15 protein-coding genes and 1 rRNA gene are annotated in these 16,302 nt (G+C 39.2%); 12 read left to right on the top strand and 4 right to left on the bottom strand.

Going from position 1 to position 16,302, the window contains the following annotated elements:
- Positions 1-128: 128 nt before the first annotated feature.
- Together QYB95_RS10550 and QYB95_RS10545 are read right to left on the bottom strand one after the other, a co-directional pair.
- Complete coding sequence (locus QYB95_RS10550; RefSeq protein WP_301138311.1) at positions 129-797, bottom strand: GNAT family N-acetyltransferase; 669 nt, start codon at positions 795-797, stop codon at positions 129-131.
- Positions 798-851: 54 nt separating this feature from the next.
- A complete protein-coding gene (locus QYB95_RS10545) occupies positions 852-1,709 on the bottom strand; it encodes a carbon-nitrogen hydrolase family protein (protein ID WP_301138310.1) in 858 nt (285 codons plus the stop codon).
- A 171-nt stretch (positions 1,710-1,880) separates the two neighbouring features.
- Between QYB95_RS10545 and QYB95_RS10540 the strand changes: the two genes are divergently transcribed.
- From QYB95_RS10540 to QYB95_RS10495, 10 genes are all read left to right on the top strand, one after another.
- Positions 1,881-2,198, top strand: coding sequence for a 2-keto-3-deoxygluconate kinase (locus QYB95_RS10540; protein ID WP_301138309.1), 318 nt, complete (start codon positions 1,881-1,883; stop codon positions 2,196-2,198).
- A gap of 46 nt (positions 2,199-2,244) precedes the next feature.
- Positions 2,245-3,984: an ABC transporter ATP-binding protein gene (locus tag QYB95_RS10535; protein WP_301138308.1), complete on the top strand. Its 1,740-nt coding sequence runs from the start codon at positions 2,245-2,247 to the stop codon at positions 3,982-3,984.
- The gene (locus QYB95_RS10530) at positions 3,977-5,800 is read left to right on the top strand and encodes an ABC transporter ATP-binding protein (protein ID WP_301138307.1); all 1,824 of its coding nucleotides are present in this window, start codon (positions 3,977-3,979) and stop codon (positions 5,798-5,800) included. Before QYB95_RS10535 ends, QYB95_RS10530 begins: the two co-directional genes overlap by 8 nt.
- A gap of 196 nt (positions 5,801-5,996) precedes the next feature.
- Positions 5,997-6,710, top strand: a complete 714-nt coding sequence (locus QYB95_RS10525) for an N-acetylmuramoyl-L-alanine amidase (RefSeq protein ID WP_301138306.1) — start codon at positions 5,997-5,999, stop codon at positions 6,708-6,710.
- Between the two features lie 288 nt (positions 6,711-6,998).
- Positions 6,999-8,111, top strand: coding sequence for an ABC transporter ATP-binding protein (locus QYB95_RS10520; RefSeq protein WP_301138305.1), 1,113 nt, complete (start codon positions 6,999-7,001; stop codon positions 8,109-8,111).
- Between the two features lie 80 nt (positions 8,112-8,191).
- The gene (locus tag QYB95_RS10515) at positions 8,192-9,055 is read left to right on the top strand and encodes a carbohydrate ABC transporter permease (protein WP_301138466.1); all 864 of its coding nucleotides are present in this window, start codon (positions 8,192-8,194) and stop codon (positions 9,053-9,055) included.
- A 2-nt stretch (positions 9,056-9,057) separates the two neighbouring features.
- Positions 9,058-9,867 (top strand): carbohydrate ABC transporter permease, encoded by an 810-nt coding sequence (locus QYB95_RS10510; protein WP_425609200.1) that lies wholly within the window; start codon positions 9,058-9,060, stop codon positions 9,865-9,867.
- A gap of 113 nt (positions 9,868-9,980) precedes the next feature.
- On the top strand, positions 9,981-11,366 hold the full coding sequence (locus QYB95_RS10505) for an ABC transporter substrate-binding protein (RefSeq protein WP_301138303.1): 1,386 nt from the start codon (positions 9,981-9,983) through the stop codon (positions 11,364-11,366).
- Between the two features lie 158 nt (positions 11,367-11,524).
- Entirely contained in the window at positions 11,525-12,364 is an 840-nt protein-coding gene (locus QYB95_RS10500; protein ID WP_301138302.1) for a glycerophosphodiester phosphodiesterase, read from the top strand.
- 86 nt (positions 12,365-12,450) lie between these two features.
- Positions 12,451-13,506, top strand: coding sequence for an Mrp/NBP35 family ATP-binding protein (locus QYB95_RS10495; protein ID WP_301138301.1), 1,056 nt, complete (start codon positions 12,451-12,453; stop codon positions 13,504-13,506).
- A 44-nt stretch (positions 13,507-13,550) separates the two neighbouring features.
- Here the strand turns inward: QYB95_RS10495 and gerD are convergent, their stop codons facing one another.
- Positions 13,551-14,186: a spore germination lipoprotein GerD gene (gene gerD, locus QYB95_RS10490; protein WP_301138300.1), complete on the bottom strand. Its 636-nt coding sequence runs from the start codon at positions 14,184-14,186 to the stop codon at positions 13,551-13,553.
- A gap of 356 nt (positions 14,187-14,542) precedes the next feature.
- Between gerD and QYB95_RS10485 the strand changes: the two genes are divergently transcribed.
- Positions 14,543-15,235: a KinB-signaling pathway activation protein gene (locus tag QYB95_RS10485; RefSeq protein WP_301138299.1), complete on the top strand. Its 693-nt coding sequence runs from the start codon at positions 14,543-14,545 to the stop codon at positions 15,233-15,235.
- A gap of 55 nt (positions 15,236-15,290) precedes the next feature.
- Here the strand turns inward: QYB95_RS10485 and QYB95_RS10480 are convergent, their stop codons facing one another.
- The gene (locus tag QYB95_RS10480; protein ID WP_301138298.1) at positions 15,291-15,944 is read right to left on the bottom strand and encodes a hypothetical protein; all 654 of its coding nucleotides are present in this window, start codon (positions 15,942-15,944) and stop codon (positions 15,291-15,293) included.
- A gap of 263 nt (positions 15,945-16,207) precedes the next feature.
- Between QYB95_RS10480 and QYB95_RS10475 the strand changes: the two genes are divergently transcribed.
- Positions 16,208-16,302 (top strand): 16S ribosomal RNA (locus QYB95_RS10475); the annotation flags it as partial.

The following is a 16,302-nucleotide window of genomic DNA, read 5'->3' as shown; positions in this document are numbered from 1 at the left end:
GGCTATTTAAGGAATAGTTAGAAGATGTTTATCTGCTCATTTACAGTAACCCGGGAAATAATATTGCCGCATATAAAAAATACAGAGACCGTTAGTAAAAAGATGCACTGACAGCCTCTGCAAAATAGTTATGAAATTTTAAATGGATTCTTCCATTCCATTAAAACTCCGTAATTTAATGATTCTTCATCCTCCAAATAATTTTCTACAACGGCAATTGGTAAACGTCCGCATTTCAACAAAAATGTGATGACGGGGTCGTATAATTCTCCAAGAACCACTTTATTTACATATTCCTCGGCAGGTATGTTTTCTGCCTGCTTGTGATAACCAGGCATTCTTCCGCCGCCAAGAAGGCGTTCCAATTTCAGTTCAACCACAACATGGTACATTGCCTGCATCATGATTTTACCAAGCCCTAAGGAGCGAAAAGATGGTCGAACACTAATATCCACGATATATAGTGTATTGCCATTTGCATCATGATTTTTAATATATCCACTATCCGTGGCTTCTTCCCATGTGTGATTAGGATGAGCGGGATCAAAATAAGTACAAACGCCCGTTAATGAACTTACAACCCTCCCGTCAATTTCAACACATAGAGCCCCTTGGGGAAATAAAGTGACATGACTCATTAACTGCTCTCTATTCCACCATAAATCTGAAGGGAAAGGGGGCGGAAAACATTCCGTCTGAATATCGATTAATTCATCAAAATCTTCTTTCGTATAATTGCGCACAATGACACGAACGGGTTTTCCACTATCGAATAGTAATTGTTCACTTCGATACAAGCGATTCACCACGCTTTCAGCAAATATTTCCTGTGGGAAGCAGGCAGGCGACTTCTATTCCCAATCCGTATAAAGATCCGTCCGTCGATCTCTCCATGTAGTAACCGAACCTTTTTCACGCACTTTTTCAAGTAATTCAATATCAAGATCAGCTGTCACTAACATATCGTTGTTTAGTTCTCCTTCGGCTAAAAGGCCTTTTGGAGGGAATGGTACATCGTTTGGTGTAATGATGGCAGCCTGACCAAAGTTTGCACGCATAAAATCTACGGTTGGCAATGCCCCAACTGTACCTGTTAAAACTACATAAACCTGGTTTTCGATTGCCCGGGCGTGGCTTGTGTAACGGACACGATGGAAACCGTGACGATCATCCGTACAAGAAGGACAGAAAATCACATCTGCTCCCTTGGCTTTTGCCATACGGACAATTTCAGGGAATTCGATATCATAACAAGTTAAAATCGCAATCGTGCCTTTTTCTGTTTCAAACACCTCTAAGCCTTCTCCAGCAGACATGTTCCATTCGTGAACTTCTGTCGGCGTAATATGGAGCTTTGCCTGGGAGGCGATTCGCCCATCCGGATAGAATAAATGGGCAGTATTTCGCAGCTTTCCATCCACATTTACTACATGTGTTCCAGCAATAATATGGATATTGTACTTTTTAGCAAGCTGCGTGAATAATTCAAGGTACTGTTCAGTAAATGATGGGAGATCATTGATCGTTAGTGATGCCCCATTTTCCCCTTTAATGGAAAGTAATTGAGTTGTAAAAAACTCGGGGAATAATATAAACTCCGTCTCAAACTCCATCGCGGCCCTGATATAGTGCTCACTTTGGTGGGCAAATTCGTCAAATGATTCGATAGTGTGAAGATGGTATTGAACTGCAGAAACTCGTAATTTCATGGACAACCCTCTTTTAAAGTTTATTTGATAATTCTATTATAGAGAATTTTACCTAAATTGTATGTCAAAACGTTTTTGGTAAGTAAGGTTTTTCACTGCAAATTTAAAAAAATAATTATTGTAAAGGTGTATACCTTTGTATACAATCGTATACGAGAGGTGATATTTTCAATGGAAAATGAAATGAAAGGTCTTAACCCTGAAATAAAACGAGAAAATCATGGTGAACGATGCGACCGACGTGGCGGAAGAGGGCATCAAGGCGCCAAAACCTTTAGACGTGGAAGAGCACTGGCTTTCTATGAAAAGTTGATTGTAAAGAGAGATACTTTAAAGCAACAACTAGAGTCGCATGAATTGCAGTCGATTCAACAAGTGATTGCAGGTGAGCTAAAAGCAACGGAATCGATTATGAATGATTTTAAGGCCGCCTTTGAGTTGGAGGAGATCTCCCTAGCTGGGGACGAAAATAAAAAAATCACTGATTAATTTTATTTTAGTCTAGTGTCGAAGTGAAAGAGAAAGAAGGTACTTCATGCAAGCAGTATTATCCTTGAAAAAATACCTAAAGCCTTATATGCCCTTTGCCATCATTGCCCCTTTAATGATGGTGCTGGAAGTTGCAATGGATTTAGTCCAACCGACAATTATGCAGCATATTATCGACAATGGAATTGCAAAAAAGGATACACCTTATGTCATGCAAATGTTTGGACTGATGATTTTATGCGCGGTCATAGGATTGATAGGTGGGGCCGGCTGTTCCATTTATGCATCAAAGACGGCTATTAATTTTGCTGCAGATATTCGCCAAGATTTATATGAAACAATTACTTACTTTTCAAATAGCAACAAAGATCATTTTACGCTTGGGAAACTCATCACCAACATTACGAGTGATGTGGAGATGTTGCAAAGAGCGCTGACTATGTTATTGAAGATATTTGTCCGTGGCCCTTTTACTTTTATCGGGGCAATACTTATTGTTTTTCTGACGGCCAGAGAACTGTTCCCGATTCTATTGGTCGTGGTGCCCATTTTAGCGCTCTCTATTATCTTCTTTACAAAGCTATCGGGAAATCTATTTTTAAAAGTCCAAGAAGCCGTTGATGCCGTAAACACTAAAGTGCAGGAAAATTTGGCCGGTATTCGTGTTATTAAGGCTTATAACCGTAAAAGCCATCAAATTCAGCAATTTACAACCGTAAATGAAACCTTGATGAAGCGCAATATACAAGCGGATCAAATCATCGGTATCTTGATGCCGCTAACTGCCTTTGTGGTGAATATGGGGATTATTGCAGCCCTTTGGCTGGGTGCCATTAAAGTGGAAAATAGCACAATCGAAGTAGGGGTTATATTAGCGTTCATAAACTATCTAATGATGATTATGGGTGGACTTATGAGTTCTTCTGCTGTTCTGATGCAAATTGCCCGTGCAGTACCAAGTGCCAACCGAATTGCAGCAGTGCTTGGAGAACAATCTGAAATAATCAGCGCGGAACATCCAGTGACTACCCCAATCAAAGGTAGTGTTGAGTTTGACCGTGTTAGTTTTGCCTATAACAAAAACAACGAACCGGTGTTAAAGAATATCTCTTTTAAAGCAGAACCTGGGGAGACAATCGGCATTATTGGGATGACAGGGAGTGGGAAGTCTTCCATCGTCAAACTAATCCCCCGTATGTTTGATGCCGATCAAGGAAGTATTAAGATAGATGGTCGCCCAATAAAAGACTATGATCTGCAAACTCTCCGTGGGGCAATCGGTTTTACACCCCAAAAAGCAACCCTTTTTTCTAGAACGATCGAAGAGAATGTAAAATACGGCAACGAAGAAGCATCCTTGGAAGAATTAATCGAAGCATTAGAATGCTCCTGTGCCTTGGAGTTTGTAGAAAAACTGGAACTCCGTGAACAATATATGGTTACCCAGGGTGCTACAAATTTATCAGGTGGTCAAAAGCAACGACTCGCTATGGCGCGTGCCTTTATCCGGAAACCAGCTATTTTAATCCTGGATGATACAACATCTGCTGTAGATAGTATTTCGGAGAAAAGAATCCAACAAGCGATTGAAGAAAACTTCGAGGATAGTACAAAGTTTATTGTCTCTTCCAAAATTTCCTCAATACGTCATGCAGACAAAATCCTGGTATTGGATGACGGCGTGGTGGTTGGACAAGGAACGCACAAAGAACTGCTTGAAAACAATAAACCGTATCAGGAAATTGTGTCGACCCAGTTGGTAAGAGGGGGGACTTTAAATGAATAAACCACAAGGAAGACCAGCTGGACCTCCTCCGATTGGCAGACATCCAGGACCAAGATTTAATGGTCCTGCAGAAAAAGCAAAGGATCAAAAAGCAACATTAAAAAGAATATGGTCCTATTTAAAAAATCAAAGAGTTGGGATCATGAGCTCTATTTTCTTTGTCGTTGTTTCAACGTTGTTAAGTTTATTAGGTCCATTATTGATTGGACGCATTATTGATGACTATATTTTGAGGTTCAATATTGAAGGAGCCATTCGAATGATCCTGGTACTAGCCGGTATCTATATCGTCTCTGCCATCTTTACTTGGCTGCAAACCTTTATGATGATTCGAGTTTCGCAAAAAACAATCCGGGAGCTCCGGCAGCAATTGTTTGAAAAGTTTCAATCCCTGCCGATTGCCATTTACGACAAGCGGCAGCAGGGCGACCTAATGAGTCGTATGACAAATGATATCGAGAATCTGAATGCTGCATTATCTCAAAGCATTATTCAAATTGTTTCAACAGTATTATCCGTTGTGGGAACAGGAATTGCGATGTTTTATTTAAATTGGGTTTTAGCAGTTGTCACTTTACTCGTGATTCCGATTATTATTTGGTCTACGAAGCAAATTATTAAACGCAGCAGCAAAAACTTTTCGCAAAGACAAAGGGATTTGGGTAATTTAAATGGATTTATAGAAGAGACGATTTCTAATTCCCATATCACCACATTATTCGGAAAAGAAGAACAGACTGTTGCTCAATTTAAAGAAGCCAACGAAAAACTGCGGGCATCCGCATTAAAAGCCGATATTACATCGGGATTCCTCGGACCAATCAATAATTTTATTAATAACCTGGGGATTGGGTTGGTCATAGGTGTTGGTGCGTTGCTTGTGATAGTAAACTTTGGTGTAAGTGTGGGGGTTATTGCCTCCTTTGTTACCTACACAAGACAATTTTTCCGTCCGATCAACCAATTATCGAATCTTTTCAATACTTTCCAATCGGCAATTGCCGGTGCAGAACGCGTATTTGAAATACTGGATGAACAAAATGAGTCAGCAGATGTTCCGGAGGCGATTACGAAAAATCGTTATGAAGGGGATGTCGAGTTCCGAAATGTTGAATTTGCTTACCAACCGAATAAACCAGTGCTTCGTAAATTATCATTCCGGGCAAAAGCTGGGGAAACAATCGCATTTGTAGGTCCTACTGGTTCCGGGAAAACAACGATTATTCAGCTGCTTAACCGATTCTATGATGCAGCAAGCGGTGAAATCTTAATAGATGGCCAGGATATCAAGCGTTACAAAATGGCCAATCTTCGGAATCATATCGGTGTGGTCCTGCAAGATACGTATTTGTTCTCGGGGAGTGTCCGGGAAAATATCCGTTATGGAAAGCTGGATGCGACTGATGAAGAGGTTGAGCGTGCCGCGGAAACAGCTTATGCCCATAACTTTATAAAGTACCTGCCCCAAGGCTATGATACGATGCTTGTTTCGGGAGGAATGAATCTAAGCCAGGGTCAACGCCAGCTAATTGCGATTGCTCGGGCAATTTTGGAAGATCCGGATATTCTTATTCTGGACGAAGCGACTTCGAGTGTTGATACGATGACGGAAGTACACATCCAAAAAGGATTAAATAACTTGATGCAAGGGCGTACAAGTTTTGTTATTGCACATCGTTTAAAAACAATCGAAAATGCTGATCAAATTCTTGTCATCAAAGATGGTGCAATTTTAGAGCAAGGTAATCATGATGGTTTAATGGAGCAAAAGGGTTTATACGCTTCTTTGCAGCATCAATTACAAGTGCAGCAGTAGGTGAAAATTCTAAATTACCCTCAAATAATCGCTCAATAAGTAAATATTTGGGACATGCCGAACATAAGTTGTTTAGCGTGTCCTTTTTTCATTTCTTTATACTTGAAACACTTTTTGGAAGTAAGGAAGTTCACGCATACTCGTCCCAATTTTTGCGTATAGTAGTGCAAAAGGTTGCAAAAGGTGGTGTCATGGTTTGAAAAGATGGATTGCTCTAGGTGTAATTCTGTTAGGTTGTTTAGGTCTTGTTGTTTATGAGACAAGCGCATCCGATCGAAGTTTCTTTTTGCCTGAACCATTGGGTGGCGTTAAGATTGTTGTCGATGCTGGCCATGGTGGGGTGGATGGGGGCGCTTCATCCGGTGAGGTAATTGAAAAAGATGTTACTCTTGCTGTTGCACAAAAGGTTGAAAAACAATTAAAGCGTTTAGGGGCAACAGTTGTGATGACTCGTTCAACAGATGGCGATGTATTGGAAGAGCACGCTCCTAGTGAGGAATTTTCTACACTAAGGGAGCGGAAAAAGGAGGATATCTTTTTACGCTCAAACCTTGTACAAAAAAATGAACCGGATATTTTCGTAACAGTTCATGCCAACGCTATACCGGAAGAAAAGTGGAGGGGTGCACAAGTCTTCTACCACAAAGATGGACATCCCAATAGCGAGCTTTTGGCAAAATCTATTCAATCAACAATAAAAGAATCGTTGCAGAATACAGAGCGAGAAGCATTAGCTATCAAACAAGTGTACCTATTAAAGAAAGCGGAAGTGCCGGCAGTATTGGTTGAAACAGGTTTCTTAAGCAATAATGAGGAACGCGAATTATTATCAAGTGAAGAATATCAACAAAAGATGGCAGATGCAATTGTTAGTGGAATCGAGAGTTATGTAAATCTGGAGTTTAAGTAAGAAACACGATTGTTATGTATGAAGAAGGTGCAAATTGCCACCATCAATCTGCAAAGAACAGTACATAATAATGCGTTTGGAAATTGTATTTATTTAATCAAATCGCTTCAAAAGATGTTGAACCATTCACATTAAAATGTGGATGGTTTTTTAATTTTATTAACAAAAAACGGGTTCAATGTAAATTTTATTGACTAAACAATAATAAGTGTAAAAAGTTACCAAACCCATCGTTTTGGGCAGATGGATATGGTTGAATAGATATAGTTCTATGAAGGAGGTTTGTGTATGGGATACATCGAAATGATGGACATTTCAAAGTCATACAACAAGCAAAGTAACGTGTTAAACGGAATAGATTTACAAATAGAAAAGGGTGAATTTTTCGTTCTAGTAGGTCCTTCCGGTTCGGGGAAAAGTACTTTGCTGCGTATGATTGCAGGGCTTGAGGAAATTTCTGGCGGGACACTGAAGATAAGTGAAAAGATTGTGAATCATTTGCCTCCAAAGGATCGGAATTTATCGATGGTCTTTCAAAACTATGCCTTATATCCACATTTAACTGTTGAACAAAATATATTATTTGGCCTTAATGCCAAAAAAGCAGATAAACAAATACAACAAAAGAGATTAGAAGAAACTGCGCAGATGATGGGTTTAAGTGAGCTGCTAAAACGTAAGCCGAGAGAGCTGTCTGGAGGGCAAAGACAGCGGGTGGCCCTGGCTCGGGCGGTCGTAAGTGAAGCGCCGCTATGCTTGATGGACGAGCCTTTATCCAATTTGGATGCTAAACTTCGCGCAAATATGCGAATTGAAATCCGCCGCCTTCAGAAACGTTTAGGGTTGACTATGGTGTATGTTACACACGACCAAGTGGAAGCAATGACAATGGGAGACCGCATCATGGTGTTGAATGATGGAATCATCCAACAAGTCGGTGAACCAATTGACCTTTATAATAAGCCGTCTAATTTATTTGTTGCTACTTTTATCGGCTCCCCGAAAATGAATTTAGGAAAAGCGGTTTTACAAGACTCAAAACTTATTATTGAAAACGAACTGACGATTCCACTTGAACAATTTGTAAATCTTGAGAGCTTGGAAAACCTAAATTTAGTCATTGGTATTCGTGCCGAGCATATGCCTTACGGGGACGAAGATCAACAGGTTCAAAATGTCGAGATCGTTAATGTTGAGCATTTAGGAAACGAAACATTGGTTTCCTTTGAAGTTGGGACTGAATTATGGACTGCAAAATGGCTGGGGCAATGGTTGGTTCAAGTAGGGGATAGGGTGCCCGTACATATATCTGTAGAAAATATGTGTTTCTTTGATGAGGAGACAGGAGACCTAATCCAAGAAGCAACATTCACTCATAAACAAGAGGTTGTGAAAAGATGAGCATGAGTAATCCAGTTCCTGCGTCGTCCACGGATTTCAATGAGATCAATTTCGAGAATGTGAAAAAGAAACAAAAAGTGATGAGCTTTACAAAGGGAATGCTGTTCCTTTTACCATCCATCGTGTTATTTGGAGCTTTTCTATTCTATCCCTTGTTCAAAACGATGTACTTAAGCTTCTTCTTAACAAATGCACGAGGTGAAACAACAGTTTTTGTCGGATTGCAAAATTATATTGATATGTTCGCTTCGCCTATTTTTCATCAAAGTATGAAGTCAACGTTCTTATTTGTTCTTTACACCGTGCCGACAACAATTATCATTGCTCTATTATTAGCGGTGTTGGCAAATGAAAAGCTAAAGGGCATTGGCTTTTTTAGGACAATTTTTTCATCAACAATGGGAATTTCGGTAGCAGCTGCTTCAGTTTTTTGGTTATATATGTTCCACCCATCCATCGGCTTTATAAATCAAATCCTGGGATTTCTTGGAGTTGAGTCGATTGGTTGGCTGACAGATCCCAAATGGGCTTTAATTGCTGTTGCAGTAACGACGATTTGGATGAATTTAGGCTTCACTTTCCTGGTATTGCTGGGTGGCTTGCAATCAATAGATTCCTATTTATATGAAAGTGCGGATATTGATGGTGCGGGTTATTTTTACAAGTTAAGAAGAATCACGATTCCGATGATTTCTCCTACATTGTTTTTCGTAATTACAGTAACCATCATTAATGCTTTTCAAACATTCGGGCAGATCGATATCCTAACCCAAGGCGGCCCGCAAAATTCCACGAACCTAATTGTTTATTCGATTTATCGTGAAGCATTTACGAACTATCAGTTTGGTACAGCAAGTGCACAGGCAATTGTCCTATTCATCATCATTCTGATTATGACGATTATCCAATTTAAACTTGGTGAAAGGAAGGTTCATTATCAATGACCATGCCAATCAGCAAAAAAATCGTATTTTATTCTTTACTTACCATCTCGGCATTTGTCGTGTTTGCTCCGGCATTGATGGCATTTGTCATGAGCTTTATGGATAACAAAGATATTATGACGGGAAGCTTGCCGCAGTCTCTATCATTTGATAATTATCTCAAAGCTTTCGAGCAATTCCCGTTATTAAAATATTTATTTAATAGTTTAGTCGTTTCGGTTGTTATTACAATCGGGCAGTTGGTTTTATCCAGTCTAGCTGCATATGCCTTTGTGTTCCTGGAATTCAAGGGGAGAGATATCCTGTTCTTTCTATTTATAGCAACAATGATGGTTCCCTTTGAGGCATCGATTATCCCAAATTTCCATATTATCCGGGATTTGAATTGGATTGATCAATATCCGGGTTTAACTGTTCCATTCTTTGCAACTGCTTTTGGGACATTCCTGCTTCGACAAAATTTCAAGCAAATACCAAGGGAGTTAAGGGAAGCCAGCCAGATTGTTGGAATGGGTGACTTTAAATTTTATTTGAAAGTGGTCCTGCCGGTTGCCAAAACAAGTTTGGTTACACTGGGTGCCTATGGGTTCCTGACTTCGTGGAACATGTATCTATGGCCATTGCTTTCAACAACAAATGACACAGTCAGAACAGTGCAAATCGGATTAAAACAATTACAGACCCAGGAACAATTAAATGACTGGGGTGTTATTATGTCCGGTGCCATTATCGTCATTATTCCAACATTGATTTTATTGTTCCTGGGCCAAAAACAATTACAGAAGGGTTTAACCGAAGGGGCAATAAAGTAAGCCGGAATCAGCTGGTTTTCACTCAAGAGAAGCACTTGAACTTGGTTTATTCCTTTTGATCTTCAAAAGGATAAATATATAGATAATCAAATGAACTTAGAAGGAGTAGGGAAATGAAAAAAAATTTTTTACTAACATCTTTAATGGTGTTACTCGTTGTCATCTTAGCAGCGTGTAGTTCAGGCGAAAGTTCATCAGAAACAGAAGTAGAAGCAGAAACGAATTCTGGTAGTGAAACCGAAACAACAGAAAATAATGAATCAAAAGAAAAACAAGTCGTAACATTCTGGCACTCCATGGGTGGTGCAGGTCAGGAAGCGTTAAACTCGATTGTTGAATCATACAATAGCTCACAAGATGAAATTCAGGTAAATGCAGAATATCAAGGTACTTATGACGAATCTTTAACAAAATTCAATGCGGTTGCAGGGAGCGATAGTGCACCTACAATGATCCAAACGTTCGAAATTGGAACAAGAGCAATGATTAACAGTGGACAAATCCTTCCAATCCAAGAGTTAATCGATTCAGATGGCTATGATATGAGTGGATTGGAAGAAAATATTACAAATTACTATTCATTAGATGGTACGTTCTATTCAATGCCGTTTAACTCATCAACACCTGTCATGTATTACAATAAAGATGCATTTGAAGCAGCTGGCCTTGATCCGGAAGCTGCACCAGAAACATTTGAAGAGATTATCGAAGCAAATAAAGCAATTGCCGAGGCTAATCCGGAAATGAAAGGTTTTGCATTACAAGCTTATGGATGGTTATGGGAACAGCTTTTAGCTAACCAAGGAGCTCTATTATTGAATAATGATAATGGCCGTTCGGATACGCCAACTGAAATTGGTTGGACTGAAGAAGAAGGAAAATCAATCTTCAATTGGGTAAAACAAATGGTGGATGATGGTACATTTGCAAACTATGGTACAAATGGCGATAACATGGTTGCAGGATTCTTGGCAGGTGATGTTGCGATGTTCCTACAATCTTCCGCTAGTTCAAGAGACGTTATCGACAACGCTCCATTTGAAGTAGGGATTGCCTACTTGCCACATCCAGAAGCGAAAGAACGTCAAGGTGTTGTAATCGGTGGAGCTAGCCTTTGGATGGTTGATGGTAAACCTGAAGAAGAGCAAAAAGCAGCTTGGGAATTCATGAAATACCTGCAAACTCCTGAAGTACAAGCGCAGTGGCATGTTGGAACAGGTTATTTTGCAATCAACCCTGCTGCCTATGATGAGCAGGTTGTAAAAGATGCGTATGCAGAGAAACCACAATTACAAGTAACAGTTGACCAATTACAAGATACAAAATCATCTTTTGCGACTCAAGGTGCATTAATGGATATGCTTCCAGAGGGACGTAAAATTATGGAAACTGCACTTGAATCTGTTTATAACGGTGGAAATGTAGATGAAGCCTATTCTACTGCTGTAGACCAGTTCAATGCGGCAATTGAAAAAGCCAATGCTGCCCGCGGGGAATAATACATTTTATATAGTGCGGAACAATTAGAGTAGAGAATAAAGCGGGGCACCCCTGTTTTATTCTCTTTCTTTTATCTGTAAAATAATATTAATAGGCTAGTAAATTCCAGACAATCCATACATAGAATAAAAGAAATGAAAAGGGAGTGTAAATCACGATGTTCAAGAAAAGGAAGATAATGTTATTTGGTATTTTAATCGTGTTACTCCTTGGGGTATTTGGATTTCTCGAAAAGAGTAAGCCAGTAGCAGAACCAGGGATTGTAGCAACTCCAAAAATATTTGCCCACCGTGGTGCAATTGATCAATTTAATGAAAGTACGATAACATCATACAAAATCGCCAGCAAGCAGAATGTGGATGCCCTTGAATTGGACTTGCGTATGACAAAGGATAATGTGTTGATTGTTATGCATGATGAGACAATTGACCGTACCACGAACGGAACAGGGAGAGTGAGCGATTTAACGATCAGGGAGATTAAATCGAATTTTACTCTAGGTCAATATAACGGGGAAATTACGATGGAGGAAATCCCGACCTTGGCCGAAGTTTTTCAAACCTTTGGCAGCAAACAGAAATATTATATTGAAACCAGGTTGGTGTACGGCGAAACAGTCATGGAAGAAGTACTTGTTAAATTATTGGCAGATTATCATTTACTGAACAAAGAGCAAGTTGCTATTCAATCCTTCTCAGAAAGAAGTTTGGAAAAAATGGAGACTCTAGCACCGGATTTACGACTGACTCTCTTATTTAAAAAGGGTGAATTCGATCTAGAAAAAGCATTAGAAGTCGACTTCCCTGTTATTGGAATGGAATCTACGGATGCAAACGTAAAAATTATTAATGCATTGCATAGTCAAGGGAAAGAAGTGCATGTATTTTTCAATGACTTAGAGACGATGGAAGAACAGCAAGAAAAAATGAAAGAATTAAACATCGATGGATATTTTACCGATAACATCTCCTTTACTAAGCGATTGCTTGGCGAGTAGTTATAGTGGAGTGCAATCCAAATAAGTAGTAGAATTACACTATGCTATACTAACAACAGAAACAAGAAAATAGGGGAGTGTTTCAAGTGATAAACGAACAACAGGTCCGTGAAGTCTTAGGCCAACTACAAGATCCTTTTTTACATAGAACGTTTGCTGAAACAAATGGCATCATAAACGTATCCATTAAAGAAGAAAAAAATCATGTCAGTGTGAAAGTAGCGATTGCAAAAACGAATACACCAGAACAAATGCAGCTGCAAATGAAAATTGTAGACGCACTGAAAGAAGCGGGGGCAAGCACTGTAGGGATTCGTTTCGAGGAGCTCTCTCCTGAAAGCTTAGAGCAATTCCGAGGCAAAGCAACTGAATCGGAAGTCCATGATTTACTGTCTCCATTATCCACTGTGCAATTCCTGGCTATTGCTTCAGGTAAAGGAGGCGTTGGGAAATCAACGGTATCTGTAAACTTGGCTGTTGCATTAGCACGACTTGGCAAAAAAGTTGGGTTGATCGATGCGGATATTTATGGATTTAGTGTACCTGATATGATGGGAATTCAAGATATGCCTGTTGTGAAGGAAGACCGAATTTACCCTGTTGAACGTAAAGGGGTGAAAGTGATTTCCATGGGCTTCTTTGTGGAAAATAACGCACCTATTGTATGGCGTGGACCAATGCTTGGAAAAGTACTGGACCAATTCTTCCGCGATGTAGAATGGGGAGAGATTGATTACTTACTATTAGACCTGCCACCAGGAACAGGGGACGTCGCTCTAGATATTCATCAAATGCTGCCTTCGTCAAAAGAGATCATTGTTACAACGCCTCATCCAACCGCTGCTTTTGTTGCAGCTCGTGCTGGAGCGATGGCATTACAAACAAACCATGATATTCTTGGTGTCATTGAAAATATGGCATGGTACGAATCGAAATCAGGAGACCGCGAATACGTATTTGGACAAGGCGGCGGTCCGAAGCTTGCAGATGAACTACGTACGGAATTATTAGGCCAAATCCCATTAGGACAACCAGATTGGACAAATGAAGATTTTGCGCCGTCCGTATATGAAGAGGACCATCCGACTGGAAAAATTTATTTGGAAGCAGCGCAAAAAATCATCGATAAGCTTTCAAAATAAAGCGTAAACGGATTATACCTTTAAGGTATAATCCGTTTTATTAGTTATGAACCGCCGCCGGCTCCGCCCGATTCTTCTTCAGAACCGCCGCCGCCACCTTCTCCTTCGCCACCTGAGCCACCGCCGGATTCCTCAGACTTCCCGCCGGATGTACCTTCGCCGCTTTCTTTAATAAGCTGCTGCCACTTTGTCTGTAAAAGTGGACTTTCAATCGTCTGTGTTACAACTTCTTCCATTTGTTTGCGGAGAGGTGCACTTTTTAATACTGATTCAAGCTCTTTTTGCATCTCAGCCTGTCCGAAAAATGCGATTAAATCTTCTTGATAGGATGAATCCTTTATTAATTCTTTCATAATTTCCTTTTGCTGCTCTTTCATGCTTTTTGCCATATTTTCCTGGAATGATGGATCGTCAAATTGTTTTTTCCAAAATTCCTTGGATTCCTCAGATAATAACGTAGTGTTAATAGCTGTCTGTACTTCCTCGTGTTCAAGAACAATGAGGTCCCGGAAACTCGGATCTTGGAGCAATTGACGAATTGCCTTTTTTCCATCTTCCGTTTGAATGGAGTCCATCATCATTTTTTTCACTTCATCATAGGAAAGTGGTTGATTGGCCGGCTCGGCACAGCTCGCAAGTATAAGAACGACGAATAAAAGGCAAAGTAGTCGATTAAACAATTTTCTCAGTCCTTTCTTAAAGGCTCCCTCTTTCATTTATTGTTCACAATCCCTGTACATAATATGTATCAGTTTGTGACTTCGATAGCTTTTTTAAGATTGCATTGTTAAAATATAAAATGAAACTTTAATTTGTTGCGGTTTTAGGGGAGTAAAGTGTAATAATTTAGTGTATATCCTTCACTAAGGAATGTAAGTAGCGTTAAAAAATCCATTGTTAACGAAGCTTTAAGTAATCAGAAATTTAGGCTGTTGCAAAGCCTTTGAATACCCATGTACGTTAAATGTATCTATCTTATATGTGGGTTTTTCGCGTTAATGTGGATAAAAGTAATAAAAATGGAGGACGTTAAGTCGTGACAATACGAAATTGGGTAAAATTTTTCTTAATGTGTATGCTAATTGGCGGTGCCGTAACAGGGATAGCCGGAATTTTTGTACGCTGGAATTTCTTCCAACCTTATTTAGCTGCCGGCCAATTGGGTGAATTCTTTGCTGCCTTCGGTTGGATGATATTGTTGGGTTGTACAATGAGTGTTATTGCTCAAGCCGGATTTTTTGCCTATTTAACATTGCACCAAGTAGGTGTGGGTATTTTCAGAACGTTGACTTTATGGAATTGGGTACAAATGCTTCTAGTGGTAATCCTTCTTGTAGATCTAGTTGTGTTTCGTTTTGCCCCAAGTGCCCATGGAGCAAGAGACTGGTTATTTTACATCGGTTTGCTGGTGTTTTTGGTTTCCGCGGCTATTGCTACAGCTATAAAAAAAGTTCAATTAACTGGAAAGAAACATGTTTTGGTTCCAGCAATTTTCTTCATGATCGTGATAACATCGCTTGAATGGATTATTGCCTTAATGGGACGCCAGGGTAATATCGATACATACGTTGCTTTATTATTGTTCCCATTAATTGCGGTTAATGCATATCAATTATTATTATTGCCGAAATATAATTCAAAATCGGATGCAGACCGAAAAAAATTGGAAGAACGCAGAAAAGAACGTAAACTGGAGCAAAAAAACAAATCAAGAAATGCAAATGCATAAATAAAAAAGGCTGGAACCAGGTGAAATGGTTTAGCCTTTTTCTCTTTTGTTTTATTTATTCCGGAATTTTTTTTGTTTTAATTGTGTAGCCAAATACATTTTCTTCTATAGAAACAAATTTCTCTGTTTCAACCAACTTTGCATATTCTTCAAAGTTAGGTTTGCTTTTCTCATGTAATTTTAGGGAAAGAATCGCACCATCTGTTTTTTGATAATTATCTTTCGAGTAAATCATGGAAGGGGACAGTAAATTTATTTCTTCGTCGAAAACAGTTTGTTGAAGGTTTGTTTCAAATTCATAATCTGAAGTCATAAACCAAAGAGGCTTGTTATTAAAATGTTTCTCATAAATTTTTAAATCTCTGTTGAATTCTTCGATACTGTAGCTGTTTTCTGCACCATTTTTTCCTAAAAGACCAGTGGGCATATTCTGTTTTTTTATTTGTTCTACTATTTTAGGAGAACGGGCAATCCAATCTGCGTCTAACATTAATAATGGATAAGGCTGTTTTAACGATTGTAGCCATTCCTCCAGTCCTTCGTGGGAAAAAGAAATTTCAACGATTAAAGATTGTCCATAATTACCTTTTGAAATTATTAGTGGTTCATCTGTCATGCGAAAAACAGAAATAATTGAATCTCTCTGTGGATAAACAAATAATGTTACAATCACCACTAAAACCACTGTTGCCAAAAGTTTGCGAACCATGAATCTACCCCTTTTATTAGCTAATTTTAAAAATGAAAAATAGAGCCTCATAAAAAATCTATGAAATAGTGTTGACTTTCATGAATAAATCAGTGTATTATAGAAAAGTCGCCGCTAGATAACGCGGTTATGTAACAAAATGAACCTTGAAAACTGAACAACAAAACGTTAATGAATATCGTTTCTTCTATTAAGTTAGGGAAACAAAAATTTTGGACATCAAAATTGATGCCAGCAAAAATTTGAGCTTTATCAAATTTTCTTTTATGGAGAGTTTGATCCTGGCTCAGGACGAACGCTGGCGGCGTGCCTAATACATGCAAGTCGAGCGGACTTGATGGGAGCTTGCTCTCGTCAA

Source organism: Ureibacillus aquaedulcis, from assembly GCF_030418165.1.
GTDB classification, from domain to species: domain Bacteria; phylum Bacillota; class Bacilli; order Bacillales_A; family Planococcaceae; genus Ureibacillus; species Ureibacillus aquaedulcis.
Note: the sequence above shows the minus strand (reverse complement) of the source record. Positions and strands in the feature narration are given on the sequence as shown.

Coding starts and splice junctions, on each gene's coding strand:
- QYB95_RS10480 (WP_301138298.1), bottom strand. CDS start 15,944: ATGGTTCGCAAACTTTTGGCAACAGTGGTTTTAGTGGTGATTGTAACA.
- QYB95_RS10540 (WP_301138309.1), top strand. CDS start 1,881: ATGGAAAATGAAATGAAAGGTCTTAACCCTGAAATAAAACGAGAAAAT.
- QYB95_RS10520 (WP_301138305.1), top strand. CDS start 6,999: ATGGGATACATCGAAATGATGGACATTTCAAAGTCATACAACAAGCAA.
- QYB95_RS10535 (WP_301138308.1), top strand. CDS start 2,245: ATGCAAGCAGTATTATCCTTGAAAAAATACCTAAAGCCTTATATGCCC.
- QYB95_RS10510 (WP_425609200.1), top strand. CDS start 9,058: ATGCCAATCAGCAAAAAAATCGTATTTTATTCTTTACTTACCATCTCG.
- QYB95_RS10515 (WP_301138466.1), top strand. CDS start 8,192: ATGAGCTTTACAAAGGGAATGCTGTTCCTTTTACCATCCATCGTGTTA.
- QYB95_RS10505 (WP_301138303.1), top strand. CDS start 9,981: ATGAAAAAAAATTTTTTACTAACATCTTTAATGGTGTTACTCGTTGTC.
- QYB95_RS10530 (WP_301138307.1), top strand. CDS start 3,977: ATGAATAAACCACAAGGAAGACCAGCTGGACCTCCTCCGATTGGCAGA.
- QYB95_RS10545 (WP_301138310.1), bottom strand. CDS start 1,709: ATGAAATTACGAGTTTCTGCAGTTCAATACCATCTTCACACTATCGAA.
- QYB95_RS10500 (WP_301138302.1), top strand. CDS start 11,525: ATGTTCAAGAAAAGGAAGATAATGTTATTTGGTATTTTAATCGTGTTA.